This is a genomic window from Pseudonocardia sp. Ae331_Ps2 (genome assembly GCF_001932405.1).
Taxonomy (GTDB): Bacteria; Actinomycetota; Actinomycetes; order Mycobacteriales; family Pseudonocardiaceae; genus Pseudonocardia.
In genome coordinates this window covers 188,136-214,593 of record NZ_MCIM01000001.1, presented here as the reverse complement: position 1 = coordinate 214,593, position 26,458 = coordinate 188,136, and the positions used below count along the sequence as shown (strand labels likewise).

The window sequence follows — 26,458 nt, the reverse complement described above, 5'->3', positions numbered from 1 at the left end:
TCCGTGAACGACACGCCCGCCGGTGACACCGGCGGGCTCTCCGAGCTGCCGGAGAAGATGCGGGTCCACGCCCTGGCCAAGCTGCTGGGGACCGCGAGCCGAGACGTCCTCGCCGCCCTGTCCGGGCTCGGCCAGGAGGTCCGCAGCGTCCAGTCCAGCATCACCCGGGCGACGGCCGAGCAGGTCGTCGCCGCCCTGCGTCCGGGCACCGAGCCCGCCGCGGCGTCGGCCGACCGGGCCCCCGAGCCGGCCGTCACCGACGCGCCCGACCCGGTGGTCACCGAGGTGCTCGCCGCACTCGACCTCGGTGCCGGCACCGACAGCAACACCGACACCGGCACCGGCACCGCCGCCGGCCCGGATGCCGCCGCGGCCCCCGCCGACCCGTTCACGACCGGCTCCGCCCGGGCCCGTGGCGCGGCCGCACCGGCGCTCGCCCCGGTCTTCGCGGTCCCGATGTTCCAGGCCCCGGCCGCCCCGGGTGCCGCTCCCGCCGCGACCCCGGAGCCCGTGGGCCGCGACACCGCGGCCGAGCAGGCCGAGGACGGCCCCGGCGACGGCGCCCCCCGCAAGGGACGGAAGGGCCGTCGCCGCAAGGACCGCGACGCCGCCGCGACCGACGCCGCCGCGACCGACGCCGCCGTGACCGACGGCACTGCCGGCACCGACAGTGCTGACGGTGCCGGCAGTGCTGCCAGTGCCGACAGCACCGGCGACGCCGGCGACCCGGACCGTGTGGACGTCCCGGCCGGGGACTCCGCCGACGACCGGGCCGAGGACCGGCCCGATTCCGACGACGACGGTGACGACGAGAACGGCAACCGCCGTCGTCGCCGCCGGGGCCGCCGTGGCCGTGGCCGCGGCAAGGGCGGCGAGGACTTCGGCGAGGACGGCGGCGACGACTCCGACGACTCCGAGGACCCCGGCTCCGAGGACTCCGGGGCGGACTCCGGGTCCACCGGGGCCGGCTCCGAGGACTCCGACTCCTCGGACGACTCCGACGACTCCGAGGACCAGTCCTCGGTCGGCTCGCGCCGGCGGCGGCGCCGTCGTCGGCGCGGGGGGTCCGAGGTCGAGGACCGTTCCGAGGACGACCCGCCCAACACCGTCACCCGGGTCCGCGAGGCCCGCAGCGAGTCCCGCCAGGACTCCGGATCGTCCTCCGACGACCAGGTCCAGGGCGTGCGCGGCTCCACCCGGCTCGAGGCCAAGCGCCAGCGCCGCCGGGACGGCCGCGACGCGGGCCGTCGCCGCCCGCCGATCCTGTCCGAGTCGGAGTTCCTGGCCCGGCGCGAGTCGGTCGACCGCCAGATGGTGATCCGCCAGCGCGCCGACCGCACCGAGATCGGCGTGCTCGAGGACGGCATCCTGGTCGAGCACTTCATCACCGGTGGCAACTCCGGCAGCTCGATGGTCGGCAACGTCTACCTCGGCCGCGTGCAGAACGTGCTGCCGTCGATGGAGGCGGCGTTCGTCGACATCGGGCGCGGCCGCAACGCCGTGCTCTACGCCGGTGAGGTCGACTGGGACGCCGCCGGACTCAACGGCAAGGCGCGCAAGATCGAGCAGGCGCTCTCCTCGGGCGACCAGGTCCTGGTGCAGGTCACCAAGGACCCGGTCGGTCACAAGGGTGCCCGGTTGACCACGCAGATCTCCCTCGCCGGTCGCTTCCTGGTCTACGTCCCCTCCGGTGGCGCAGCGGGGATCTCCCGCAAGCTGCCCGACACCGAGCGTAAGCGCCTCAAGGAGATGCTGAAGGAGATCGTCCCGGCCGACGCCGGCGTGATCATCCGGACCGCCTCCGAGGGCGTCTCGCACGAGGCACTGGAACGCGACGTCCGCCGGCTGCAGGCGCAGTGGGAGGTCGTCAAGGAGAAGGCGAACAAGACCGGCCCCGGCGCGCCCAAGGCGCCGACGCTCCTCTACGAGGAGCCGGACATGCTGGTCAAGGTCGTGCGCGACCAGTTCAACGAGGACTTCTCGAAGCTGATCGTGTCCGGCGCCGACGCCTGGGACACCGTGTCCGGCTACGTCGAGCACGTCGCGCCCGAGCTCGCCGACCGGATGCACCGCCACACCGGCCCGTCCGACGTCTTCACCGAGTACCGGATCGACGAGCAGCTGCTCAAGGCGCTGGACCGCAAGGTCTGGCTGCCCTCGGGCGGCACGCTGGTGATCGACCGGACCGAGGCGATGACCGTCGTCGACGTCAACACCGGCAAGTTCACCGGCTCCGGCGGCAACCTCGAGGAGACCGTCACCCGCAACAACCTGGAGGCGGCCGAGGAGGTCGTCCGCCAGCTGCGGCTGCGCGACATCGGCGGGATCATCGTCGTCGACTTCATCGACATGGTGCTCGAGGCGAACCGGGACCTGGTCCTGCGCCGCCTCACCGAGTGCCTCGCCCGGGACCGCACCCGTCACCAGGTCGCCGAGGTGACCTCGCTCGGCCTGGTCCAGATGACCCGCAAGCGGGTCGGCGGCGGGCTGCTGGAGCACTTCTCCACCACCTGCGAGCACTGCCGCGGGCGGGGCGTCATCGTCTCGACCGACACCGGGCCGGACCACCAGCACGGCCGCTCCGGCAACGGCGCCCAGCACGGCAACGGTTCCGGGAACGGGCACGGTTCCGGGAACGGGAACGGGAACGGGAACGGCTCGGGCAACGGGCACGGCAGCGGCTCCGGGAACGGTGGCCACGCCGACTCCGAGGGCGGCGGCCGCCGCAAGCGGCGTCGGGGCGGCAACGGCAACGGGGACTCCGGCCAGGGCGAACCGGGTGACGGTGGCTCCGGCCGCCAGGACCCGGGTCGCCAGGACACCGCGCGCCACGACACCGCGCGCCAGGAGGCCGACCGCAACGGCTCCGGCCACCGCAACGGCTCCGACCGTCCGGACGGGCGCGTCGGGGACCGGGACCGTGCCCGGGACGACTCCGGCGACACCGAGCGCGTCGACGCCGCCGCGGCGGTCGCGGCCGTCGCCGCGGGCAGCACCCCGAAGGGCGACGACGGCGCGGCCGCCGGAGCCACCGGGGTCTCCGTGCCGGCCACGGCCGACACCACCACCGTCGACGCCGCCCCCGCACCCGCACCGGCCGACGACGAGACCGTCGTCGCCGAGCCGCGCGGGGAGCTGACCGGTTCCGCGGCCCCCGTGGTCGCCGAGCCCACCGGTGCCCCGCAGGCCGCGGCCCCGGCCCGGGACGCGGCCCCGGAGCCGACGGCGACGGGGTCCGCCCCGGAGCCCGAGGCACCCGCACCGCGCCGCCGCCGGGCCAGCCGTTCCGCCGGCCCGGTCCGCGGTGGTGAGCCGGTGGTCATCACGACCGCCTCCACGCCGGAGGAGTCCACTCCGCCGGCCGCCACGGCGACACCGGCCGACGCGGGACCGGCGGCCGTCCCGGCCGTCGCCGCGCAGCCGGAGCCCGCCGCGGTCGTCACCCGTACCCGCCGTTCGCGCCGGGCGGCCTCCCGCCCGGCGGGTCCGCCCCAGGACGGAGGGTGACAGTGACCCCGCCGGAGAGCACTCCGACGGGGTCGCGTAACCTTGACCGACAGAAGCCACGCCTCTGCACACGACAGTGTTCGGCACGGGGGCCGTGGTGTGCGCGCCGGCCCCGGCGCGAGCTGTCACAGCCCGAGCGCACCAGATGCGCCCCCGATGTTCAGGAGTCGTGCGTCAGCGATGTACGCGATCGTCAAGACCGGCGGCAAGCAGTACAAGGTGGCCGTCGACGACGTGGTCACCGTCGAGAAGCTCGACGGTGAGCCCGGCGCCGAGATCATTCTGCCCGCCGTGCTGCTCGTCGACGGCGACCAGGTGACCACCGACGCCAGCGGCCTCACCTCCGCGGTGACGGCCACCGTCGTCGAGCACACCAAGGGTCCGAAGATCCGGATCCACAAGTTCAAGAACAAGACCGGGTACCACAAGCGTCAGGGGCACCGTCAGCCCCTGACGAAGGTCCAGGTCACCGCGATCGGCAAGTAAGGAGCCCGCGTCATGGCACACAAGAAGGGTGCGTCCAGCTCCCGTAACGGTCGCGACTCCAACGCCCAGTACCTGGGTGTGAAGCGTTTCGGCGGCCAGTCGGTCAAGGCCGGCGAGATCCTCATCCGTCAGCGCGGCACCGCCACCCACCCGGGTGTCAACGTCGGGCGCGGCAAGGACGACACGCTGTTCGCCCTCGCCGCCGGGACCGTCGAGTTCGGTTCCAAGCGCGGCCGCAAGACCGTGAACATCGTGCCGGCCGAGGTCTGAGCGACCCGCCAGCACAGCGACGCCGACGGCGGGTCACCCCGGTAACGGGGGGCCCGCCGTTCGTCGTGTCACCACCCACCGCGGCCCCGCCGCGGTACGACACCGACAGGAGCACCGTCATGTCCCGGTTCGTGGACCGCGTCGTGCTGCACGCGACCGCGGGTGCCGGGGGCAACGGCTGCGCCTCGGTACACCGCGAGAAGTTCAAGCCGCTCGGCGGCCCCGACGGCGGCAACGGCGGCCGGGGCGGCTCGGTCGTGCTCGTCGTCGACGCGGGCGTGCACACGCTGCTCGACTACCACCACCGCCCCCGCGCGGAGGCGAAGAACGGCACCCAGGGGCAGGGGGCGTTCAAACAAGGCGCCAACGCCCCGGACCTGGAGCTGCGGGTGCCCGACGGCACCGTCGTGCTCGACGCCGATGGCGAGGTCGTCGCCGACCTGGTCGGCGTCGGCACCCGGTTCGTCGCCGCCGAGGGCGGACGGGGCGGGCTCGGCAACGCCGCGCTGGCCTCCGCCGCCCGCAAGGCCCCCGGGTTCGCGCTGCTCGGCGAGCCCGGCGACGAGGTCGAACTGACCCTGGAGCTGCGCAGCCTCGCCGACGTCGGCCTCGTCGGGTTCCCCAGCGCGGGCAAGTCCTCGCTGGTCGCGGCGCTGTCCGCGGCCCGTCCGAAGATCGCCGACTACCCGTTCACCACCCTCGTGCCGCAGCTCGGCGTGGTCAGTGCCGGCGACGACACCTTCACCGTCGCCGACGTCCCTGGCCTCATCCCCGGCGCCGCCGAGGGCCGTGGCCTCGGCCTGGAGTTCCTGCGCCACATCGAGCGCTGCTCGGTGCTGGTGCACGTCGTGGACTGCGCGACCTTCGAGACCGAGCGCGACCCGGTGTCCGACATCGAGGCGCTGGAGACCGAGCTGGCGCACTACGCCGAGGCGCTCGGCACCAGCGCGCTGGGGGAGCGGATCGACCAGCGGCCGCGTCTGGTCGCGCTCAACAAGATCGACGTCCCGGACGCCGCCGACCTGGTCGACATGGTCCGCGACGACCTGACCGAGCGCTTCGGCTGGCCGGTGTACGCGATCTCCACCGCGTCCCGCGCCGGCCTGCGGGAGCTGAGCTTCGCGATGGCCGAGCGGGTCGCCGCGGCCCGCGCCGCGCGCCCGGAGGCCGAGCCGAGCCGGATCGTGCTGCGCCCGCGCGCCGTCGACGACACCGGCTTCACCATCACACCCGACCCGGAGCTCGACGGCGGGTTCATCGTGCGCGGGGAACGCCCCGAGCGGTGGATCCGCCAGACCGCGTTCGAGAACGACGAGGCCGTCGGCTACCTCGCCGACCGGCTCGCCCGGCTCGGCGTGGAGGAGGCGCTGGCCAAGGCCGGAGCCGTTCCCGGCTGCCCGGTCACCATCGGCCAGGTCACCTTCGACTGGGAGCCGTCCACCCCGGCCGGCGTCGCCGCCCTGCTCACCGGGCGCGGCACCGACATCCGGCTGGAGGGCAACGAGCGGGTCGGCGCCGCCGAGCGCAAGCGCGCCCGGGTGGCGCGCCGGGCGCACCTGTCCGACGCCGAGCTCGCCGCGGGCGCCCGCTACTCGTCGGACCACGAGATCGAGGAGTGAGACCGGCGTGAGCACGCGCGCCACGCTGGGTGCCGCGAAGCGGATCGTGGTGAAGGTCGGGTCGTCGTCGCTGACGAGCCTGACCGGCGGGCTCGACCCGGCCCGGCTCGACGCGCTGGTCGACGCCCTGATGGGGCGCCGCGCCGCCGGCACACAGGTGGTGCTCGTCTCCTCGGGGGCGATCGCGGCCGGGCTCGCGCCGCTGCAGCTGCGCAGGCGGCCGCGGGACCTCGCGACCCAGCAGGCCGCCGCGTCGGTCGGGCAGCTGCTGCTCGCCCACGCCTACTCGGCGTCGTTCGCCCGGCACGGGCAGGGCATCGGGCAGGTCCTGCTCACCGCCGACGACATGATCCGCCGCTCGAACTACCGCAACGCCCAGCGCACGCTGGAGCGGCTGCTGCAGCTCGGGTCGCTGCCGGTGGTCAACGAGAACGACACCGTCGCCACCGCCGAGATCCGGGTGGGCGACAACGACCGGCTCGCCGCACTCGTCGCGCACATCGTCGGCGCCGACGCGCTCGTGCTGCTCTCCGACGTCGACGGCCTCTACGACGGCCACCCGCGCGACCCCGGCACGTCGCTGATCCCCGAGGTCGACGACCCGGCCGAGCTCGCCGGGGTCAGCGTGACTCGTCCCGGGTCCGGGCTGGGCACCGGCGGCATGGCCACCAAGGTCGAGGCGGCCGCGATGGCGTCGGCCGCCGGGATCCCGGTGCTCCTGACCGCCGCCGACCGGATCGCCGACGCCCTGGCCTGCACCGACGACGGGCCGAAGGTCGGCACCGTGTTCCGCGCCGCCGGGACCCGGATGAGCGCCCGCCGGTTCTGGCTGCGGCACGCCGCCGACGTCCGCGGGGCCCTCGACCTCGACGACGGCGCGGTCGAGGCCGTCCGGAAGCGGCGTCGCTCGCTGCTCGCGGCGGGTGTCCACGGGGTCTCCGGCGACTTCGTCGCGGGGGACGTGGTCGAGCTCCGTGCCCCGTACGGCCGCCCGATCGCCCGCGGCGTGGTGTCCTACGACGCGACCGAGCTGCCGCACATGATCGGCCGCCGGAGCCGCGAGCTGCCCCCCGAACAGCGGCGCGAACTCGTCCACGCGGACGACCTCGTTCTGCTCTAGGCGGCCGCAGGGGCACAATGCCCGCATGTCGGCCGACCGCGCCCGTTCCGCGCTGGTCGCGTCCCTGGTCAGCGCCGGCCGGGTGCGCACCCCCGCGGTCCGCGCGGCACTGGAGACGGTGCCGCGCCACCTGTTCCTGCCCGCCCTCGACCCCGGCGAGGCCTACGCCGACGTCGCCGTCCCGATCAAGGTCGACGACGGCGTGACGGTCAGCTCGGTCTCCCAGCCGTCGATGGTCGCGATCATGCTGGAACAGCTGGGGGCCGCGCCGGGGCACCGGGTGCTGGAGGTCGGTGCGGGGGCCGGCTGGAACGCGGCGCTGCTGGCGGAGCTGGTCGGCCCGGACGGAGCCGTGACCACCCTCGACATCGACGACGACCTGGTCGCCGGGGCCCGGGCGAACCTGGACACCGCCGGGTTCGACGACGTCGACGTCGTCGCCGGGGACGGGGCGCTCGGCTACCCGCCCGGAGCGCCCTACGACCGCATCGAGCTGACGGTCGGCTCCACCGGCGTCCGGCCGGAGTGGGTCGCCCAGCTCGCGCCCGGCGGCCGGCTGCTGCTGCCGCTCACGGTCCGCGGCAGCCAGCTGTCGGTGGCGTTCGTCCACACCGCCCCGGGACGGCTGCGGTCGAGCTCGGTGCGCAGCTGCGCGTTCGTCCGGCTGCGCGGGGAGGGCGCGGACCAGGGGGCCGAGGTCTCGCTGCCCGACGGACGGTGGCGGGTGCAGCCCGCCTGCGGCTCCGACGACGCCGACGACCCGGACCCGCGGGCACTGGCCCGCGCGACCACCGGCGAGGGCACCGACCGGCCCGTCGCCGCGGCGGGCACGGTGGCGGACCTGTGGGACGGGCTCGGGCTGTGGGCCGCGGTCGCCGACCCGGGGGTGGTGCGGCTGTTCGGCCCGGCCGAGGGCGGGGCCGCGCCGGCGTTGTTCGACCTCGGTGGCGTCCGCGCGACGCTGGGCCTGGTCGCCGGCGACGGCTGTGCGGTGCTGCTGGCGGCCCCGGAGGCGACGGTGCGGGCCTGCGGGCCGGACGGTGACCTCGCCGCCGAGCGGCTGGCCGGGCTGATCGCGGGGTGGGTCGACGCGGGCCGGCCGCACGCGGCGGACCTGCGCATCGAGGCGGTCGTCCCGTCGCTCGCCGATCCCCGGGACGGCGCCGACAGCGCCACCAGCGCCGCCGGAGCGCCCGGGGCCGGGCCGGGCGAGGTGCTGGTGGACGGTGCGGGTACCCGGCTGACCCTGCGCTGGGGTCCGGCCCACGCCGGGGGCTGAGCGGGCCCCGGCGTGGGCCGACCGGCACGACCGGGCATGTGCCGACCCTACGAAGGTGATCCGGATCCCCGGAATCATCTGCCCTGATGATGCGCGGCCGGTCAGCCGCGCGGCTCCAGGTGGACCAGCGGGATCTCCCGGCTGGTGCTGCGCTGGTAGCCGGCGTAGTTGCGGTACCGCTCCGTGACCTGCGGCCACAGCGTCGCCCGCTCGGCCGGGTCGGCGATCCGGGCGCGCATCGGCACCCGTGGGCCGCCCTGGACGGCGACCTCGACGTCCGGGTCGGCACGCAGGTTGAGGAACCAGGCGGGGTGGCGGTCGTCGCCGCCCCGGGAGGCGACGACGACGTACTTCCCGTCGCCGTGGAGCGGGGCCGTGAGCAGCACCGTGCGCGGCTCACCGGAGCGTCGGCCACGGGTGGTCAGCTCGACGACGGGCATCCCCATCGCCGAGTGGCCGATCTTCCCGCCGGTCAGCCGGATCAGCAGCCGATGGCCGGCGTTCATGGCCTTGAGTGCGAAGTCGGGCGGGTTCATGCCCCGAGCCTACCGACGGGTAGGGCTCGGTCGGTGGGCGTCGTCCTCCACGGGAGACCTCACCCGGCGACGGCCAGCACGAGCGGCAGCACCTCCGGCGCCCCGGCCCGCCGCAGCGCCCGCGCGGCGACGGTCATCGTCCAGCCCGAGTCGACGACGTCGTCGACCAGCAGCACCGGCCCGTCGATCCCGGACAGGTCCGGCACGGTGGCGGCGTCGAGCCCCTCCCACACCGCGGCCAGCCGCCGGGCCGAGTTCTCGGCCGCCGCGGGACGTTCGCCGACGGGGGAGAGGGTGCCGAGCAGCGGCAGCCTGCCGATCTCGGCGATCCGCCGGGCGAGGTGGTCGAGCTGGTGCGGACGGGTCCGCGAGCCGATCCCGACCACACCCACCGGTCGCTGCTCCCAGCCCCACCCGGCGAGCACCCGGACCAGCGCGTCGAGCACGTCGGCCGGCACCGGGTCGTCGCCGCCGGTGACGAGCTCGCGCAGCCGGGTGCCCCACCCGATGCCGGACAGCCGTCCGATCGCCCGGCCGGTGGCGGCCTGCTCGCCCGCGGCGATCTTCCCCGACAGCGGGACCCCGATGTCCTTCATCCCGGACGGCCACATCTTCCGTGGCGCGATCTCGATCCCGGGCCGGGCCAGGCGCTCGGTGGCGGCCTGCTCGCCGTCGGCGGACACCTCGTCGGACCAGACGGTGCCGGTGCAGGTGTCGCAGCGCCCGCACGGCGTCGGGTCCGGGTCGTCGAGCTGACGGCGCAGGAACACCAGCCGGCACTCGGTCGTCGCGATGTAGTCGAGCATCGCCTGCTGCTCGGCACGGCGGGCGGCGTTCACGCGCTCGTGGCGCTCGGTGTCGTAGACCCACTCCCGGCCGGTGGCGATCCAGCCGCCCTTGACGCGCTTCGCGGCACCGTCGGCGTCGAGGACCTTGAGCAGCATCTCCAGCCGGGTGCGGGACAGGTCGACGCGGGTCTCGATCGACGCGGTGGACTGGGGCCGGTCCGACAGCACGGCGAGGGTCTGGCGGACCAGGGGCTCGGGCGGGAACGCCAGCGACGCGAAGTAGGCCCAGATGTCGCGGTCCTCGCGGCCGGGCAGGAGCACCACCTCGGCCCGGTCCAGCGCGCGACCGGCGCGGCCGATCTGCTGGTAGTAGGCGACCGGCGAGGCGGGCGCCCCGAGGTGCACGACGAACCCCAGGTCGGGCTTGTCGAAGCCCATGCCCAGGGCCGAGGTCGCGACCAGGGCCTTCACCCGGTTCTCCATCAGGTCGGACTCGGCGGCCAGGCGGTCCTCGGGATCGGTGCGCCCGGAGTAGGAGCGCACCGCGACCCCGCGCTCGCGCAGGAACTCGGCCACGTCGTCCGCGGCCTGGACGGTGAGGGTGTAGATGATGCCGGCGCCGGGCATCTCGTCGAGCTTCGCCGCGAGCCACGCCAGCCGTCGCGCCGGGGTCGGCAGCCGGACCACGGCCAGGCGCAGCGACTCGCGGTCCAGCGACCCCCGCAGCACCAGCGTGTCCTGCTGGCCGTGCCCCATCCCCAGCTGCTCGGACACGTCGGTGACGACCCGGTCGTTCGCCGTCGCCGTCGTCGCCAGCACCGGGATCCCCGACGGCAGCTCGGCGATCAGCGTGCGCAGCCGCCGGTAGTCCGGCCGGAAGTCGTGGCCCCAGTCGGACACGCAGTGCGCCTCGTCGACCACCAGCATCCCGGCGCTCGCCGCCAGCTTCGGCAGCACCCGGTCGCGGAAGTCGGGGTTGTTGAGCCGCTCGGGGGACACGAGCAGCACGTCGACGTCCCCGTTCGCGATGTCGGCGTAGACCGCGTCCCACTCGTCGGCGTTCGCCGAGTTCACCGTGACCGCCACGATCCCGGAGCGGATCGCGGCGTCGATCTGGTTGCGCATGAGCGCCAGCAGCGGCGACACGATCACCGTCGGGCCGGCGCCGTGGGCACGCAGCAGCGCAGTGGCCACGAAGTAGACCGCGGACTTGCCCCAGCCGGTGCGCTGCACGACCAGGGCCCGGCGGTGCTGGGCGACCAGCGCCTCGATCGCGGTCCACTGGTCCTCGCGCAGCCGGGCCTGCGGCCCGGCCAGCTGCTGCAGGACGGTCTCCGCGCGCTCGCGCAGGTCGGTGCTCGATGCGGTGGTCACGGCACCCATGGTGGACCCGACCCCCGACAACGATCCGACGCGGGCCGCCGGGGTGTGAGCCGGGCCACCCGTCCGACGCGTGGCGGTCCGGGCGTGCAGGATGATCGCGTGTCGTCCGACAGTCCTGCCCACCGCCCGGTCTTCGGCTCCGTGGCGGACGTGACCGCCCGGCTCGCCGACGCCGGCTACCTGGCCTCGACCGCCGTCGCGACGACGGTGTTCCTCGCCGACCGGCTCGGCAAGCCGCTGTTGGTCGAGGGCCCCGCCGGGGTCGGGAAGACCGAGCTGGCCAAGGCCGTCGCCGCGGCGACGGGGTCCGGACTCGTGCGCCTGCAGTGCTACGAGGGCATCGACGAGGCCCGGGCGCTCTACGAGTGGAACCACGCCAAGCAGCTGCTGCGGATCACCGCCGGGCAGCGCGGCGAGGACGGCGCGGACTGGGACGCCACCCGCGACGACGTGTTCTCCGAGGAGTTCCTGCTCCCGCGTCCGCTGCTCACCGCGATCCGGCGCACCGACCCGACCGTGCTGCTGATCGACGAGATCGACAAGGCCGACGTCGAGGTCGAGGGCCTCCTGCTGGAGGTCCTGTCCGACTTCCAGGTCTCCATCCCCGAGCTGGGCACCGTCACCGCGAACCGGCGCCCGTTCGTGCTGCTGACCTCGAACTCCACCCGTGAGCTGTCCGAGGCGCTCAAGCGCCGCTGCCTGTTCCTGCACCTGGACTTCCCCGACGCCGACCTGGAGCGCCGGATCGTGCTCACCCGCGTCCCGGAGCTCACAGAGCAGCTCACCGACGCCCTGGTGCGCACCGTGCGGGTGCTGCGGGCGATGGAGCTGCGCAAGGCCCCGAGCGTCGCCGAGACGATCGACTGGGGCCGGACCCTGCTCGCGCTCGGCCTCGACACCCTCGACGACGACGCCGTCCGCGCCACCCTCGGTGTCGTCCTGAAGCACCGCTCCGACGCCGACAAGGCCGCCGCCGAGCTCCGGCTGAACTGAACGGCGCACCTGTGCCGAACGGGCCAATGCCGTACCGCTGATCGGCCGTCAAGGTCTTCGCCCCTATGGAGTGAAGATCGGATCGATCGGCCTGCCGGGCGTAACCGGGACGGGTGGCGCGAGTTGTGCCGGTTACACGCTCCCCAGCGACCGGAGGCCCACCGATGACCGCCCTCCCGGAACTGTCCCTCACCGCCCGCCGTCTGCTGCGCGCCGGACTGGCCGCCGGTGCCGCGCTCGCGGTCGGGCTCGCCACCGCCGGCACCGCGTCGGCGCAGGACGGGGCACCGGACATCGACGTGCACCCGGGTGTCATGACCCGCACCGGGCCCGAGGGGGCCCAGTGCACCGCGAACTTCGTGTTCACCGACGGGTCCGCGACCTACCTCGGGCAGGCCGCACACTGTGCGGGCACCGGCAGCTCCACCGACGTGGACGGGTGCGAGGCGGACTCGTTGCCGCTCGGCACCCCGGTCGAGGTCGAGGGCGCCACGGCACCGGGCCGGCTCGCCTACTCCTCGTGGCTGAGCATGCAGGAGCGGGGCGAGACCGACCCGGACACCTGCCTGTTCAACGACTTCGCGCTGGTCGAGCTCGCCCCGGAGGACGCCGCGCGCACGAGCCCCGCGGTGCCGTTCTACGGCGGCCCGACCGGGGTGGCCGACGGCGTCGCCACCGGCGGGGTCGTCTACGGCTACGGCAACTCCTCGCTGCGCCAGGGCGTGCGTGCACTGCGGCCCAAGACCGGCACCTCCACCGGCACCGCGGGTGGCGGCTGGACGCACACCGTGGTCACCGTCCCGCCGGGCGTGCCCGGTGACTCCGGCTCGGGCTACCTGACCGCCGACGGCCGCGCCCTCGGTGTGCTCTCGACCCTGAACCTGGCCCCGGCACCCGGCACGAACGGCATCAGTGACCTGCGGAAGATGCTCGACTACGCCAACGGCCCCGGCGGTCTCGGCGGCGCACTGCGCCTGGTCGAGGGCGACCGCCCGTTCACCCCGCAGCCGGTGCCGATCGACCCCGCCTTCTAGGCGGAAGCTCCCGCGGTGTGGGACCGCGGTGCACCCCGGCGCTCCGGTCGTGGCTCGGCGGCTCGACCGGAGCGTCGGCGCATGTTCCGACAGTGGCGGGCTGGCCGACCACTCTCGCTGATCACGCGCGCGTCGCGCATGATGGACGGGTGACGATCCCGCCCGCCGCCGCGCTCGCCCCGGAGCACGGCCTGCCCGGGCACCTCGTCGACTTCGTCTCCGCACTGCGCCGCCACCACGTCGCGGTCGGCCCGGGGGAGACCGTCGACGCGGCCCGCGTGCTCGGCGCCCTGGACCTGCTGCACCGCGACCAGCTGCGGGAAGGGCTCGCCGCGGCGCTGCTGCGCCGCTCCGGGCAGCGCGACACCTTCGACGCGCTGTTCGACCTGTGGTTCCCGCCCGCGCTGGGCGCCGGGTCCTCCGACGTCGACGTCCCGCGGATCGACGACGAGTCCGGCGAGGGCACCGGCCCGGTCGACGTCGACGCGCTGCGCGAGATCCTCGCCGACCTGCTGCGCGACGGCGACGAGGAGACCCTGCGCGAGCTCGCCCGCGCCGCCGTCGACGCGATCGGGAACTCCGGCGCCGCGGGCCAGGGCGTCCGCGGGCAGACGGCCAAGCCCAACTGGTCGGCCTACCAGGCGCTGAACGCGCTGTCCCCGGACACCCTGCTCGCCCGGATCCTCGACGGGCTGCGCGAGGAGGGGGACACCGACTTCGTCTCCGAGGTCCGCCGCCGCGAGATCCGCGACCGCATCGCCCGCTTCCGCGACATCGTCCGCGAGGAGGTCCGCCGCCGCACCGCCGAGCAGCGCGGCCGCGAGCAGATCGCCCGCACCACCACCCCCACCCAGGCCGACCAGGTCGACTTCCTCACCGCGAACGCCGCCCAGCTCGCCGACCTGCGCCGCACCGTGCAGCCGCTGGCCCGCCGCCTCGCGTCGCGGCTGTCGGCGCGGCGTCGCCGGTCGAACCGCGGACAGCTCGACCTGCGCCGCACGCTGCGCCGGTCGATGTCCACCGGCGGCGTGCCGATGGACCCCGCGCACAAGGTCCGGCGCCCCGGCCGCCCCGAGCTGGTGCTGCTGTGCGACGTGTCCGGGTCCGTCGCCGGGTTCAGCCACTTCACGTTGCTGCTGGTCCAGGCGCTGCGCGAACAGTTCTCGAAGGTGCGGGTGTTCGCGTTCATCGAGCGCACCGACGAGGTCACGCACCTGTTCGAGCCCGGTGCGGAGCTGTCCGGGGTGATGCAGCGGGTGCTGCGCGAGGCCACGCTCACCGCGTTCGACGGGCACTCGGACTACGGCAGCGCGTTCGGCGACTTCCTGGAGCACCACGGCGACGCACTCACCCCGAAGGCGTCGCTGCTGGTGCTCGGCGACGGCCGCACCAACTACCGCGACCCCAACCTGCGGGCCCTGGCGATGATGGCCGGGCGGGTCCGGCACGCGCACTGGCTCAACCCCGAGCCCGAGCGCAGCTGGGGCTCCGGGGACTCGGCCGCCACCCGCTACGGCGAGGTGCTCCCGATGCACGAGTGCCGTACCGCCGCCCAGCTCACCGACGTCGTCCAGGCGCTGCTGCCGGTCTGACCGCCGGGCCACGGGGGCTGACACGCGCGGCACCGTGGGCCTAGATTCCCCGCGTGCAGGAGGTCACGGTCCGGGTCCTCGGCCCGCTCCGTGTGACGGCCGACGGCACGTCGGTCGCGGTCGGCTCGGGTCGCCGCCGCGAGCTGCTGGCCCGGCTCGCCGCGGCCGGTGGTGAGGTCGTCGCCGTCGACACGCTGGTGGAGGACCTGTGGCAGGGCGCGCCGCCCGCGCAGGCGCACGGCGGGCTGCAGGTCCACGTCTCCCGGCTCCGGCGGCTGCTCGAACCCGACCGGTCCCCGCGCGCGGTCCCGACGGTGCTGGTCAGCCGCCCACCCGGCTACGCGCTGGCACTCGGTCCCGACGGGCTCGACGCGCGTGCCTTCACCGACCTCCTCGACCGTGCCGCCGCGGCCACGCCGGACCGGGCCGACGCCCTGCTCGGCGAGGCCCTGGCGCTGTGGGCGGGGCCCGCCTACGCCGAGTTCGCCGACGCCTCCTGGGCGCGTGCCGAGGCCGAACGCCTCGACGAGCTGCGTCAGGTCGCGCTGGAGCGTCGGGCCCGCGCGCGGCTGCGGCTGGGCCGGGCCGACGCCGTCGTCCCCGACCTGACGACGCTGGTGGGGGAGCACCCGCTGCGCGAGGACGCGGTCGGGCTGCTGGCCGTCGCGCTGTACCGCACCGGCAGGCAGGCCGACGCGCTGGCCGTGCTCTCCCGCACCCGGCGGCTGCTCGCCGACGAGCTCGGCGTCGACCCCGGCCCCGGGCTGCGCGCGATCGAGGCGGACGTGCTCGCCCACCGCGACCCGGCCGGCGGCACCGACGCGCCCGCGGTCCTCCCGACGGCGCGGCCACCCGGGCCGGCGCCGGCCGAGCCGCCGGCGAGGACACCGTCGCTGCTCGGGCGCGGGCCCGAGCTCGGCAGGCTCGCGGCCGCCGCGGAGCGGGCCCGCGGCGGTGCCCAGCTGGTGCTCGTCGCTGCCGACGCGGGCGCCGGCAAGTCCGCGCTGCTCGCCGCGTTCGCCGCCGCCGCGACCGCCGACGGCTGGACGGCCGTCACCGGCCGCTGCCCCGAGATCGACGGCGCCCCGCCGGCCTGGGCGTGGCGGGAGATCGTCGACGCCCTCGTCACGGCGCACGACCCGCCCGCCGACCTGGTCGAGCGGCTCGCGCCACTGCGCTCCCCGGCCGGGCCCGGCGGCGCCGAGGTCACGTTCTGGCTGGCCCGGGCGGTGGTGGAGCTGCTCGCCGTCGCCGGGCGGGAGCGACCGCTGCTGCTGGTCCTGGACGACCTGCACCGCGCCGAGTCCGAGACCCTCGCGCTGCTGCGTGCGGTCGTCACCGGCGCCGCGGAGCTGCCCGTACTCGTCGCCGCGGGCCTGCGCCCGGCCGAGGCGGGCGCCGAGCTGCAGGCCGCGCTCGCCGCCCTCGCCGAGCCCACCGTGGACCGCATCGAGCCTGCGCCGATGACGACGGACGATGTCGCCGGGATGCTGGACCGGCACGGGGTGCCCGCCGCCACTCCCGAGCTGGTCGCCCGGATCACCGAACGGACCGGCGGGAACCCGCTGTTCGTCCGCGAGCTGGCGCGCCTCGTCGCCGCCGAGGGCCCGTCCGCCGCGGCCGACGCCGTCCCGGCCGGGGTCCGCGAGGTGCTGCGCCGACGCGTGGCCCGGCTGCCCGCGAGCACCCGCACCGCGCTGGCCAGGGTCTCGGTGCTGGGCCGGGAGCTGGACACCGACGACGCCCTCGACCTCGCCGCCTCCGCCGACGGCGACGACCCGTTGGACGCCCTGGAGCCCGCGGTGCTCGGCGGGATGCTGCTCGAACCCGAGCCGGGGCGCCTGCGGTTCTCCCACGACCTGGTCCGGGACACCCTCTACGGCGACATCCCGCACCTGCGTCGTGCCCGGCTGCACGCGGCGGCCCACGCGATCCTCAGCCGCAGGCGGCCGGACGACCCGGTGCCGCTCGCCCACCACGCGCTCGCCGCCGGGTCCGCCGTCGCTCCGGACCGTGCCCTGGCCGCGGTCCGTGCCGCCGCGGCGGCCGCCGCGGGGTTCGGCTCGCACCGCGAGGCCGCCCGGTTCCACGGCCACGCCGTCGAGCTCGCCGGGCGGGTCGGGACCGGCGTCGACGACGAGCTGGCCCTGCGGTGCGCGCTGGTCGCCGAGCTCGCCCGCGGCGGCGACGGCCACACCGCCCTGACCGAACGCCGGACGGCCGTCGAGCGGGCGCGGGTGGCCGCACCGCAGTGGCTCGGCGCCGCCCTGACCAGTTACGACACCCCGGTCAGCTGGACCATCCGGCCGGGGCAGAACATCGACGCCGAGCTGATCGACCTCATCGAGACCGAGCTCGCGGCGACCCCGCCCGACGCCGTCGACCGGCGGGTACGGCTGCTGGCCGCCCTGGTGTTCGAGATCGAGGGGCACGACGACGACCGGGTCCGCTCGGCCTCGGCCGAGGCGATGGCGCTCACCGCGCGCGGGGTCGACCCGCTGCTGCGCTGCCGGGCGCTCAACGCCCGGTTCTTCGCGGTCCTCGCCCCGGACCTGTGGCACGAGCTGGCCCCGGTGGGCGAGGAGCTGGCCGAGCTCGGCGGCCGGGCCGGGCACGCCGGCTACCGCACGCAGGCCCACCACCTGCAGCTGATGGTCGCCGCCGGTCGCCACGACCTCGACGCGGCGTCGCGGCACGCGGAGGCCGCCGTCGCCGGTGCCCCCGGCGGGCAGCTGGAGTTCACTCTCGGCTGGGCGCACATCTTCGCGGCACTGCGGTCGCTCGTCGCGGGTGAGCTGGACGCCGCCGAACGGGGCTACGCCGTGCTCGCCGACCGCTTGGGCGGCTCCGGGCAGGTCAACGCCGCGCTCATGGGGCTGCTCGGACGGTTCGCCGTCCGCCACGCCCAGGGCCGCCTCGGCGAGCTCGCCCCCGAGCTGGACGCGGTCGCACCGCGCCTGCCGCCGGCCTTCGGGGACTTCCTCGCGCTCGCCCACCTGCACGCGGGTGACCCGGTCCGGGCCCGGGAGGTCTGGGTCCCGGACAGTGAGCTCGCTCGCAGCTACTACTGGCTGCTGTGGACGTGCGTGCGCGCCGAGGTGGCAGTCGGGCTGGGCGACCGCGCCGTCGCCGACCAGTGCCGCGCCCGGCTCCGCCCGTGGACGGGATCGGTGGCGGGGCTGTCGTCGGGCACGATCGCGACCGGCCCCACCGACCTGGTGCTCGCCGCGCTGGAGGAGATGCTCGACCCGGCGGGCGGCGCCCGGGTCCGCCACCTGCACGAGGCCGAACGGGTCGCGACGGAGCTCGGGGCCCCGGTGTGGCGCGACCGCGCCCGGCGGCTGCTCGGACGGGCCGCGGCTCAGGACGTGCCGAACACCAGCGCACAGCGCCTGCGGTAGCCGCCGCGCAGCAGCCGCTCCATCAGCACGACCACCGGCCCGGCCTCGCGACGCATCCCTGCCCACTCCTGCGGGGTGGTCACCGCGGCGATCCGCGGCAGCATGAACCGCAGGCCCGGCCCGGACTTCTGCACCTGCGCGACGACCGCGTCCCAGTCGGCGGCGGGCACGTGGCGTTCGATCACCGGGAACAGGTCGCGCTCCTCGGCGTCGAGGTGCTCGTCGATCTCGTCGCGGCCCACGGCCAGCCGGTCCGCGAGCAGCCCCGCCGCCCCCGCCCGGCCGGGTCCCTCCGCCGCGGCGACGACTCCCGCCGCCGCCTCGCGCACGGCGGCCAGCAGCGGGTCGAGGCGGCCGTGGTCGTCGCTGAGCTCGGCCAGGTCGACGGCGTGTCCCGCGTGCCGGGCGATCACCGGCCAGGCGATCTCGTCCTCGGCGGTGTGGTGGCCGTGAATCTCGTGCTCCAGATGTGCCAGCCAGGTCTGCAGCGCGCGGGCGCGCCGGTCCGGGCAGGACGCGCCGTCGGCGATCGCGCGGGCGGCGTCGGTGAGGCGGTGCAGGTCGGCGCGCATGACGCGGTGGGCGAGGGTGATGCCGACCAGGTCGGCGGTACGGGTGTCGCGGGCGGTGGTCACCGGGGGTCTCCTACGGGTTCGGGACGGTCGGTCTCTCGACACCGCAGACCGTGCGCCCACCCGCTGCCCGGGGACTTGCACGTCACTTGCGTCACCGTTCGTCGGGTCTTGACCGGCCGGCCAATCAAGAGTAGACCGGAGGTATCCCCACAGGGACCTCACAAGGAGAAGGTGACTGACGATGGCTGGGACCACTGGTCGTACCTGGCAGCGCTGGCAGGACTGGGCAGCTCTCGTGATCGGTGTACTGACGGCCCTCTCGCCTCTCGTGACGACGACGAACGCCGCCGCTGCGTGGACGATGGTCGTACTGGGCGTGGTGCTCGCCGCCACGTCGCTCTGGTCGCTCGCGGTGCCCGGCTCGGTGGCGAGCGAGTGGGTGCACGGTGTACTCGGCGTGCTGCTGTTCCTCGCCCCCTGGGTGATGGGCTACAGCGCGCTGGCCGGGGCGTCGTGGACGTCCTGGGTGGCGGGTGTCCTCGCGGTCGTCGTGGCGGCCTCGGCGCTGCCCGCGGCGAACGCCGAGCACCGCACGCTCGCCGCGCACTGACCGCGCCGACAGGGCCGACAGGGCCGACACAACCGATCGATCCGACAGAACCGACCGTCCGACAGCCGGACGACCAGGTGAGGGGCCGCGACCCGCAGGGGTCGCGGCCCCCGCCGCGTCCGGGGGAGGATCGCACTGTGGACCACGAGCTCGACCCGGACGCACCCGCCCGGGACCGCATCCTCGACGCGGCCGAGGAGTTGTTCGCCCGGCACGGGTTCGACGCGACGCCCACCTCGCGGATCGCCGAGCGCGCCGGAGTGCCGAAGGGCCTGGTGCACTACTACTTCCGTCGCAAGCCCGACCTGCTCGAGGCGCTCGTCGAGCGGCTCCCGCACCCGGTGTGCGGGGCGGACGTCGCCGTCGCCGGGGACGCACTCGCCGGGCTGCGGGCACTGGTCGCCGCGCTGGACCGGGCGCTCGACGCGTCCTCGGTCCTGTCCCACCTGCTGTGGCGCGAGGCCGACACCCATCCCGTCGTCCGCGACGCGCTGCTGCGCCGCGCCGGTGAGCTGGAGGACGCGGTGCACGAGGTCCTCGCTGCCGGCGGCGGGGCGCCGGACCGGATCCGCGCCGCCGCGCGGCTGCTGGCCGCGGCGATCGGACACCGCTACGCCCTCGACCGGCACGGCGACGACGACCGCACCGACATGGAGGCCGAGCTGTCCTTCGTCGCCGCGGGCCTGTAGCGGCGCTCCCCGGGCGGGTCAGGGCCAGGGGCGCCAGGGGGCGCCGGACTCCTCGTAGCGCGGGACGGTGTGCCTGCGGTCGGCGAGCCGGTGCAGCGCGTGCGCCGTCCACGTCCGCCACCCCAGCAGGGCCAGCACCACCACGATCAGCCCGGCGGTCAGCGGCCCCGCCCAGCCGAGCGGCCCCGAGGCGTTGACCGCGGCCATCACCAGCGGGCCGAGCAGCGCGAACACCGCGCCCGTGACCTGCGGGAGGCGGGCGTCGGCGAGCACGTCGACGGCGATCAGCCTGCGCTGCTCGCCGTCGGGCGTGCCCCCGGACCGCAGCACCTTGCGTGCCGCGGCACGGTCGCGCACCAGCCCCATGTCCGGCCCGCGGGCCGGGGCGACCCGCACCGGGATCCGCGACGCCGACAGCCACAGCAGCACCACACCGAGCAGGCTGAGCAGCCCGCCGACGACGATCGCGGCCAGCAGGTGGTCGGCCCGGGCGTGCACGTCGGTGGTGATCGAGTAGACGACGCCGAACCACACCGCCGCGACCCCCGCCGCGACCCGGCCGAGGATGACGGCCCGCAGCGACGGCGGCCGCACGGTCGGCCACGGCCCGGCCGGTACGACGGCGGTGGCTGCGGCCGCCCGCCCGTCACGCAGTCCGTCGGCCCGGTCGTCGGCCCGGACGTCGCCGCCCCGGCCGTCGGGGCCGTCGGTGCGGACCTCGGGTGCCGGCGGGGCGGGTGGGGCCGCCACCGGGCCGGGTGTCCCCGGTGGCCGCACGGGCGGCGGGGACGCGGGCTCGTACGGCCGCCCCTGTCCGCCGGATGCGGGCGGAGGGGCCGGGGGACCGGGCGCGGGGGAGCGGGGGCCGGCGTCGCGGTCGGCCCGGTCGCCGGTGTCCGGAGCACGCATGGCCGCGACGTTACCCGCGGGTTCGGACCCTCCGGCCGGGGCGCCCGTCCCACGCGACGGATGCGGCCCCCGGCGCGCCGAGCGACCAGAACGACCGCCGACCCGAGCCCGCCCCACACGGGATCCGGCTTCCGGCACGGGGTCCGAACCCGTGTCGCAAGCCGTATCCCGTGTCGCACGTTCGGGACTTGGCGCAGGAGTCGGCATCGTGCTGGGTCAGGTTAGGCTTGCCTTTTGACCTGAGGAGGTTCGTCGTGCCGCTCGCTGCAGCACCCCTGTCCGCCCGTTCCGTGAGCCGTCGTGGCGTCCTCGCCGGCGCCGCCGGCCTGCTCGTCCTCGCCGGGTGCGGCGCCCGGCCGCAGGACGGGCAGGGGGCGGGGGATGCGGTCGCGGAGGGCTACCCGGTGACGGTGCGGCACGCGCTGGGGGAGACGGTCGTCCCGGACCGGCCGCAGCGCGTGGTCACGTTGAGCGCGGCGAACACCGACGTCGCGCTGGCGATGGGCGTCCTGCCGGTGGCGATCCCGCGCACCGTCTACGGCGGCGACGCCGAGGGCGTGCTGCCCTGGGTGCGCGACGCGATCACCGCGCACGGCGGCCCGTTCCCGCAGGTCATCGGCTCCGACGACCTGTCGGCGACGCCGATCGAGCAGGTCGCCGCGGCCCGCCCGGACCTGGTGCTGGCCACGTACTCCGGGCTGAGCCGGGCGGAGTACGACCAGCTGTCGGCGATCGCCCCGACCGTCGCCTATCCCGACGCCCCGTACTCCACCGGATGGCGGGACCAGACCCGCATCGCCGGTCAGGTGTTCGGGGACCCGGCACGGGCACAGCAGCTGATCGACTCCACCGGGCAGCGGCTGCGCACCGCGGCGCAGGGGTACCCGCAGCTGGCGGGAGCCACGTTCGTCTACACCGGAGGGATGGACGCCGGTGCGCTCGGGGTGTTCCGGGCGGGCGACGTCCGCGTCCAGCTGGTCACCGACCTGGGGCTCACCCTGGCGCCCTACGTCGAGCAGAACGCTCCGGGCGGCGGGGAGGTCTACTACACCGTGAGCGGCGAGCTGCTCTCGCGCGTCGAGTCCGACCTGGTCATCGGCTTCTTCGCGACACAGGCCGAGGAGCAGACGTTCCGCACTGCGCCCGGCGTCGAGCTGCTGCCGGCGATGGCCCGCGGCGGGTTCGCCCCGGTCGTCGGCTCCGACCGGGTGGTGGCGAGCTCGGCGCCGTCGGTCCTGTCGATCCCCTGGGTGCTCGACGCCTACCTGCCGATCCTGGCCGAGGCGGCCGCCCGCTCGCGCAGCTGAGCCGGATCCCCCGGCTGCCGTAGTCGACACCTGACTATCGGTTATTCGTGCTGGTGACGCTAACGGGTGAACGGCCGTTGCGGGCCCCGTCCGTCCTCGTTGAGCAGGCGAGACCGTGTGCGACGGTCCAACGATCAACCATGGAGGTTGTGAGATGCGGAAGTCCGTTCGCGGTGCGCTCGTCGGTGCAGCGCTGCTCCCCCTGGCCGTCGCGGCGCCCGCCGCGGCCTTCGCCGGCGGCACCGGCTACGACGAGGGTGGCAAGGACAAGGGTCACTCGAAGCACGAGGGTGACAAGGACAAGGGTCACCACAAGAAGTGGGACCACAAGAAGCACGAGGACAAGAAGCACGACCTCGCGCTGCCGGCCCCGCTGGACAGCGTCGTCGACCTGGTCACCGGTGCCACCGGTGGCGAGCTCCCGTCGCTTCCGTCGCTGCCGGTCGGCTGACCGAACCCGGTCCCGTGACGGGCCGGTCCGGACCCTCGAGGGGTGTCCGGACCGGCCCGTCCGTCGTTTGCGGGGGCGGTCAGATCACGGGCGCCGGGTCCTGCGTCGGCTGGTCCCTGAGGATCGTGTCGCCCTTGACGAACCACGCGACACCGAACGCCAGGATCGCGACGGCCTCCAGCCAGAACAGGGTGTGGAACCGCTCGGCGACGGCGTCGGGCACCAGCGCCGTGTCCAGTGCGGCCAGCACGAGGCAGGCCACGATCGTCGCGCCGCAGACCCGGTAGACGACGTTGCGTGCGGCCTTGCCCGGGGTTCCGGACTCCCCGCGGGTGAACAGGGCCAGGCAGAACCAGGCCAGGCCCGCGAAGAACACCGTCGCCGCGGCCAGGTGCAGGTACCCGACGACGGTCGCCGCCGTCGTCGTCGCGCCGTCGGGCCGGGTGGGCAGCAGGGCTACGGCGATGGCCGCCGTCCCGGTGACGTTGGCGAGCCGGTTGTCCGGCCGGTCGTAGCGGTAGCAGTAGAGGAAGATGCCGACCGCGCACAGCGAGCCGACGAACACGTCGCGCATCGGCGAGTAGTAGTAGCGGCTGATCGAGTCCCGCAGTCCGTCGCCGCCGAGGGCCAGGTCACCCCCCACCAGCACGAACGGGAGCAGGATCCCGATCACGCCGACGGCGCGCCGCAGACCCAGGTAGGACAGCACGGCACCGTCGGCACGCGAGGACATGACGACGATCGTCGCAGAGCCGCCACTCGAACTTTCGTTCGATCCAGCGTAGCGTTCCGGAGGTGGACGTCGGCGGGCAGGCTTCGCTCTTCACCGCCGGGGGTGCGGCCCCGGCGTACCGGCACGAGCTCGCCGACGGGGCGTGGGTCGACGTCGCGGTCGGCTGGGTCCCCGACCCGGACGAGCTGTTCGCGCTGCTGCGCGCGACCGTGCCGTTCCGCGGTCACCGCCGCCGCATGTACGACCGCGTGGTCGACGAACCGCGCCTCACTCACCGCTGGGTGCTGCCCGACGACACGGTGCCCCGCCGGCTGCGCGACATGGGCCGCACGCTGGGGCAGCGCTACGGCCACGCCTTCACCCAGATCGGCGTGAACCTCTACCGCGACGGTGCCGACGGCGTGGCCTGGCACGGCGACCGGGTCGCCCGTGAGCGGCCCGACGCCGTCGTCGCACTGGTCGCCCTCGGTGCGACGCGGCCGCTGCGGCTGCGCCCGACCGGCGGCGGCGCCTCGGTGTCGTTCCCGCTCGCCTCGGGGGACCTGTTGGTCATGGGCGGGACGTGCCAGCGGACCTGGCAGCACAGCGTGCCGAAGGTGGCGCGCAGCGGGCCGCGCATCAGCGTCCAGTTCCGGCACCTGTATCCGGGGATGCCGGCGGGCGGGGGGCCGACATAGTCTGCGTCGATGCAGCGCAAGATCGGCGTGATGGGCGGGACGTTCGACCCCGTCCACCACGGCCACCTCGTCGCCGCCAGTGAGGTGGCGGACCGCTTCGCCCTCGACGAGGTGATCTTCGTACCGACCGGGAGGCCGTGGCAGAAGAGCGCCCGCGACGTCTCGCCCGCCGAGGACCGCTACCTGATGACGGTCATCGCGACGGCGTCGAACCCGCGGTTCTCGGTCAGCCGCGTCGACGTCGACCGCGACGGCCCCACCTACACCGCGGACACCCTCGCCGACCTGCACGACGCCATGCCCGACGCGCAGCTGTTCTTCATCACCGGCGCCGACGCGCTCCAGCAGATCCTGTCCTGGCACAAGGTCGACGAGCTGTTCCGCTACGCGCACTTCGTCGGCGTGACCCGGCCCGGGTACGAGCTGGCCGACGGGCACCTGCCCGAGGGGTCGGTGACGACGGTGGAGGTGCCGGCGATGGCGATCTCGTCGAGCGAGTGCCGGGACCGGGTGGCCTCGGGGCGGCCGGTCTGGTACCTCGTTCCGGACGGGGTGGTGCAGTACATCTCCAAGCGCAGCCTCTACCTGGATCCAGGCCGCTGAACTGGGGTTTCCTCGGCCGGATCCCGCCCGGGACAGATCCGGTACAAGATCGCTCAACGCTGGAGGCGGTCGACCGTGCGGTCCAGCCACGCTATGGCTGCTGCGGTCTGCGAGAGCGCGTAGTCGACCTCGGCGAGGTGCGTCCACGGTTGACCCGAGTCGAGTGCTCGGGCGTGCTCGCGTGTGACGTCGGTGAGCCGTGTCGTGAGTCGCTCGCGTCGCCGGCGGAGGAGGAGGCAGGCCTCCTGTGTGTCGAACAGGCCGACCGGTGCCCGTTCAGTGCCTGCGGTCAGGCAGCCTGCTCCGGCTCCCGGGGCACCGTGTCGTTCGCTCAGATCTGGCGGACGGGTCGGGCCGGATTGCCTGCGACGAGCACGCGATCAGGGACGGCGCGGGTGACGACGCTCCCCGCCCCGACCACGGCGTCTGCCCCGATGGTCACGCCCGGGCAGACGATGACCCCGGCTCCGAGCCAGGTGTTGCTCCCGATGTCGATCGGAAGTGGACGTTCCCAGCCCTGGCGACGGCGGTCGTGGTCCTCCACGGGGTGTTGCGCCGTCAGGAGTTGGGTGCGCGGCCCGATGCGGACGTCGTCGCCGATCGTGATCGTGGCGTCGTCCATGAAGAGGGCGTCGTGGTTGACGAAGACGCGGTTGCCGAGGGTGATGTGGGTGCCGTAGCTGCACTGGAACCGGGGAAGTACGACGACGCCGTCGCCGAGTCGTCCTGCGATCCGGCGGAGGAGTGTCTCGCGTTCGTCGTCGTCATCGGCGCCGGTCGCGTTGAACCGGTCGAGGAGGCGCCAGCAGCGACGTCGGTCGTCGACGAGGTCGGGTTCGTCGAGGTACCAGTCGTTGCGGAGCATGCGTTCCTTGTGCTCTCCCACTCGTCCAATCCTGTGTCCTGACGGTCCTCGGGTACAGATCCGGTACACACCAGCCTCGCCGATGATGTCCGACGGCGACCGGCCTCCGCCGGCGACTCCGCAGATCGGTGGCCGGCCGGTCGGCGTTCCCCTGATGGTCTTGGAGCCGTCGGAGGTGCTGCGTTCTCCCGGGGGCTCGAGTCCGGGTGGTGCTCCTCAGACCTGGGCGGAGCCGCCGTCGACGGCGAGTTCGGACCCGTTGACGTAGCTGGACGCGTCCGAGGCGAGGAAGACCGCCGCGGCCGCGATCTCCTCGGGCTCGGCCAGCCGGCCGAGCGGGACCGACGGCCCCGCGGCGGCGAGCGCGTCGGCCGGCAGCAGGTCGACCAGTCCTTGGGTGTGCGTGGCGCCGGGGGAGAGCATGTTGATCCGGTACCGGCGTGTCCCGGCGTCGTGGGCGAACCCGCGGACCAGGTTCCGGAGCGCGGCCTTGGTCGCGCCGTAGACGGGCAGGAACGGCTCGGGACGCGACGCCGCCGTCGATCCGGTGAGGATGATCGACGCCCCCGGCGCGAGAAGGGGCAGGGCCTTCTGCACGGTGAACAGCGACCCCTTGACGTTGGTGGTGAACATTGCGTCGAACTGCTCTTCGGTGATCTCCCCGAGCGGCGCCACGATCCCGATCCCGGCGTTGGCGACCAGGACGTCGATCCGGCCCGCCTGTTCGGCGACGGTCGCGTAGAGCGCATCGAGGTCGTCGAGCCGGCCGACGTCGCAGCGGACGCCGGTGACGCCGTGTCCGAGCTCGGCCTCGACCTCGTCGAGCTGTTCCCGACGGCGGCCGGCGACGAACACCCGTGCTCCCTCGGCGTGGTAGGCCCGGGCGATCGCGCGCCCGATGCCCGCGTTCGCACCGGTCACGACGGCGACCTTGTCCTGCAGAACCGTCACGTCAGCTCTCCGCTCCCGTTGTTGACTGATCGGTCCATAACACCTGATATGGACCGATCAGTCAACAACGGGGGGTGGTC

23 protein-coding genes are annotated in these 26,458 nt (G+C 74.9%); 16 read left to right on the top strand and 7 right to left on the bottom strand.

Annotated elements, in window-relative coordinates; all coding sequences use genetic code 11:
• Positions 1–3 precede the first annotated feature (3 nt).
• The 6 genes from Ae331Ps2_RS01070 (at position 4) to Ae331Ps2_RS01045 (ending at position 8,281) form a co-directional block, all read left to right on the top strand.
• Positions 4–3,507, top strand: a complete 3,504-nt coding sequence (locus Ae331Ps2_RS01070; RefSeq protein WP_371336305.1) for a translation initiation factor IF-2 N-terminal domain-containing protein — start codon at positions 4–6, stop codon at positions 3,505–3,507.
• Between the two features lie 180 nt (positions 3,508–3,687).
• Positions 3,688–3,993 (top strand): 50S ribosomal protein L21, encoded by a 306-nt coding sequence (gene rplU / locus Ae331Ps2_RS01065; RefSeq protein ID WP_020624746.1) that lies wholly within the window; start codon positions 3,688–3,690, stop codon positions 3,991–3,993.
• Positions 3,994–4,005: 12 nt separating this feature from the next.
• Entirely contained in the window at positions 4,006–4,263 is a 258-nt protein-coding gene (gene rpmA / locus Ae331Ps2_RS01060; protein ID WP_020624745.1) for a 50S ribosomal protein L27, read from the top strand.
• A gap of 119 nt (positions 4,264–4,382) precedes the next feature.
• Complete coding sequence (obgE, locus tag Ae331Ps2_RS01055) at positions 4,383–5,882, top strand: GTPase ObgE (RefSeq protein ID WP_075311309.1); 1,500 nt, start codon at positions 4,383–4,385, stop codon at positions 5,880–5,882.
• 7 nt (positions 5,883–5,889) lie between these two features.
• Positions 5,890–7,002, top strand: coding sequence for a glutamate 5-kinase (proB, locus tag Ae331Ps2_RS01050; protein ID WP_075311311.1), 1,113 nt, complete (start codon positions 5,890–5,892; stop codon positions 7,000–7,002).
• A 25-nt stretch (positions 7,003–7,027) separates the two neighbouring features.
• Complete coding sequence (locus Ae331Ps2_RS01045) at positions 7,028–8,281, top strand: methyltransferase domain-containing protein (protein WP_075311313.1); 1,254 nt, start codon at positions 7,028–7,030, stop codon at positions 8,279–8,281.
• A 101-nt stretch (positions 8,282–8,382) separates the two neighbouring features.
• Here Ae331Ps2_RS01045 and Ae331Ps2_RS01040 read toward each other — a convergent pair whose 3' ends face one another.
• Positions 8,383–8,817 (bottom strand): nitroreductase/quinone reductase family protein, encoded by a 435-nt coding sequence (locus tag Ae331Ps2_RS01040; RefSeq protein WP_075311315.1) that lies wholly within the window; start codon positions 8,815–8,817, stop codon positions 8,383–8,385.
• A 59-nt stretch (positions 8,818–8,876) separates the two neighbouring features.
• The gene (locus Ae331Ps2_RS01035) at positions 8,877–10,988 is read right to left on the bottom strand and encodes an ATP-dependent DNA helicase RecQ (protein WP_075311317.1); all 2,112 of its coding nucleotides are present in this window, start codon (positions 10,986–10,988) and stop codon (positions 8,877–8,879) included.
• Between the two features lie 99 nt (positions 10,989–11,087).
• Here Ae331Ps2_RS01035 and Ae331Ps2_RS01030 point away from each other — a divergent pair, with 99 nt between their 5' ends.
• From Ae331Ps2_RS01030 to Ae331Ps2_RS01015, 4 genes are all read left to right on the top strand, one after another.
• On the top strand, positions 11,088–11,981 hold the full coding sequence (locus Ae331Ps2_RS01030; RefSeq protein WP_075311319.1) for a MoxR family ATPase: 894 nt from the start codon (positions 11,088–11,090) through the stop codon (positions 11,979–11,981).
• 164 nt (positions 11,982–12,145) lie between these two features.
• Complete coding sequence (locus tag Ae331Ps2_RS01025) at positions 12,146–13,015, top strand: hypothetical protein (RefSeq protein WP_083695105.1); 870 nt, start codon at positions 12,146–12,148, stop codon at positions 13,013–13,015.
• Between the two features lie 149 nt (positions 13,016–13,164).
• Entirely contained in the window at positions 13,165–14,607 is a 1,443-nt protein-coding gene (locus Ae331Ps2_RS01020; protein WP_075329674.1) for a VWA domain-containing protein, read from the top strand.
• A 53-nt stretch (positions 14,608–14,660) separates the two neighbouring features.
• Positions 14,661–18,008: a BTAD domain-containing putative transcriptional regulator gene (locus Ae331Ps2_RS01015; protein ID WP_212567669.1), complete on the top strand. Its 3,348-nt coding sequence runs from the start codon at positions 14,661–14,663 to the stop codon at positions 18,006–18,008.
• On the opposite strand, the gene Ae331Ps2_RS01010 is transcribed toward Ae331Ps2_RS01015, so the two are convergent.
• Complete coding sequence (locus Ae331Ps2_RS01010; RefSeq protein ID WP_083695104.1) at positions 17,969–18,643, bottom strand: hemerythrin domain-containing protein; 675 nt, start codon at positions 18,641–18,643, stop codon at positions 17,969–17,971. The genes Ae331Ps2_RS01015 and Ae331Ps2_RS01010 overlap by 40 nt on opposite strands.
• Before the next feature lie 181 nt (positions 18,644–18,824).
• On the opposite strand from Ae331Ps2_RS01010, the gene Ae331Ps2_RS01005 reads away from it, so the two are divergent.
• On the top strand, positions 18,825–19,193 hold the full coding sequence (locus tag Ae331Ps2_RS01005) for an SPW repeat protein (RefSeq protein WP_043281558.1): 369 nt from the start codon (positions 18,825–18,827) through the stop codon (positions 19,191–19,193).
• A gap of 137 nt (positions 19,194–19,330) precedes the next feature.
• Complete coding sequence (locus Ae331Ps2_RS01000) at positions 19,331–19,882, top strand: TetR/AcrR family transcriptional regulator (RefSeq protein WP_075311325.1); 552 nt, start codon at positions 19,331–19,333, stop codon at positions 19,880–19,882.
• Between the two features lie 18 nt (positions 19,883–19,900).
• On the opposite strand, the gene Ae331Ps2_RS00995 is transcribed toward Ae331Ps2_RS01000, so the two are convergent.
• Complete coding sequence (locus tag Ae331Ps2_RS00995; RefSeq protein ID WP_075311327.1) at positions 19,901–20,791, bottom strand: hypothetical protein; 891 nt, start codon at positions 20,789–20,791, stop codon at positions 19,901–19,903.
• A gap of 254 nt (positions 20,792–21,045) precedes the next feature.
• On the opposite strand from Ae331Ps2_RS00995, the gene Ae331Ps2_RS00990 reads away from it, so the two are divergent.
• Positions 21,046–22,098 carry an ABC transporter substrate-binding protein gene (locus tag Ae331Ps2_RS00990; protein ID WP_170918316.1) on the top strand — a complete coding sequence of 351 codons (1,053 nt, stop codon included), beginning with the start codon at positions 21,046–21,048 and terminating at the stop codon, positions 22,096–22,098.
• 154 nt (positions 22,099–22,252) lie between these two features.
• Positions 22,253–22,549 (top strand): hypothetical protein, encoded by a 297-nt coding sequence (locus Ae331Ps2_RS00985; RefSeq protein WP_020627074.1) that lies wholly within the window; start codon positions 22,253–22,255, stop codon positions 22,547–22,549.
• Between the two features lie 79 nt (positions 22,550–22,628).
• Here Ae331Ps2_RS00985 and Ae331Ps2_RS00980 read toward each other — a convergent pair whose 3' ends face one another.
• Positions 22,629–23,282 (bottom strand): hypothetical protein, encoded by a 654-nt coding sequence (locus tag Ae331Ps2_RS00980; protein ID WP_075311329.1) that lies wholly within the window; start codon positions 23,280–23,282, stop codon positions 22,629–22,631.
• Positions 23,283–23,344: 62 nt separating this feature from the next.
• On the opposite strand from Ae331Ps2_RS00980, the gene Ae331Ps2_RS00975 reads away from it, so the two are divergent.
• Positions 23,345–23,959 carry an alpha-ketoglutarate-dependent dioxygenase AlkB gene (locus tag Ae331Ps2_RS00975; RefSeq protein WP_075311331.1) on the top strand — a complete coding sequence of 205 codons (615 nt, stop codon included), beginning with the start codon at positions 23,345–23,347 and terminating at the stop codon, positions 23,957–23,959.
• A gap of 9 nt (positions 23,960–23,968) precedes the next feature.
• Entirely contained in the window at positions 23,969–24,562 is a 594-nt protein-coding gene (nadD, locus tag Ae331Ps2_RS00970) for a nicotinate-nucleotide adenylyltransferase (RefSeq protein ID WP_075311333.1), read from the top strand.
• Positions 24,563–24,893: 331 nt separating this feature from the next.
• Here nadD and Ae331Ps2_RS00965 read toward each other — a convergent pair whose 3' ends face one another.
• Both Ae331Ps2_RS00965 and Ae331Ps2_RS00960 read right to left on the bottom strand, forming a co-directional pair.
• The gene (locus tag Ae331Ps2_RS00965) at positions 24,894–25,448 is read right to left on the bottom strand and encodes a sugar O-acetyltransferase (protein ID WP_075311335.1); all 555 of its coding nucleotides are present in this window, start codon (positions 25,446–25,448) and stop codon (positions 24,894–24,896) included.
• 195 nt (positions 25,449–25,643) lie between these two features.
• Entirely contained in the window at positions 25,644–26,378 is a 735-nt protein-coding gene (locus Ae331Ps2_RS00960; protein ID WP_075311337.1) for an SDR family NAD(P)-dependent oxidoreductase, read from the bottom strand.
• Between the last annotated feature and the right edge of the window lie 80 nt (positions 26,379–26,458).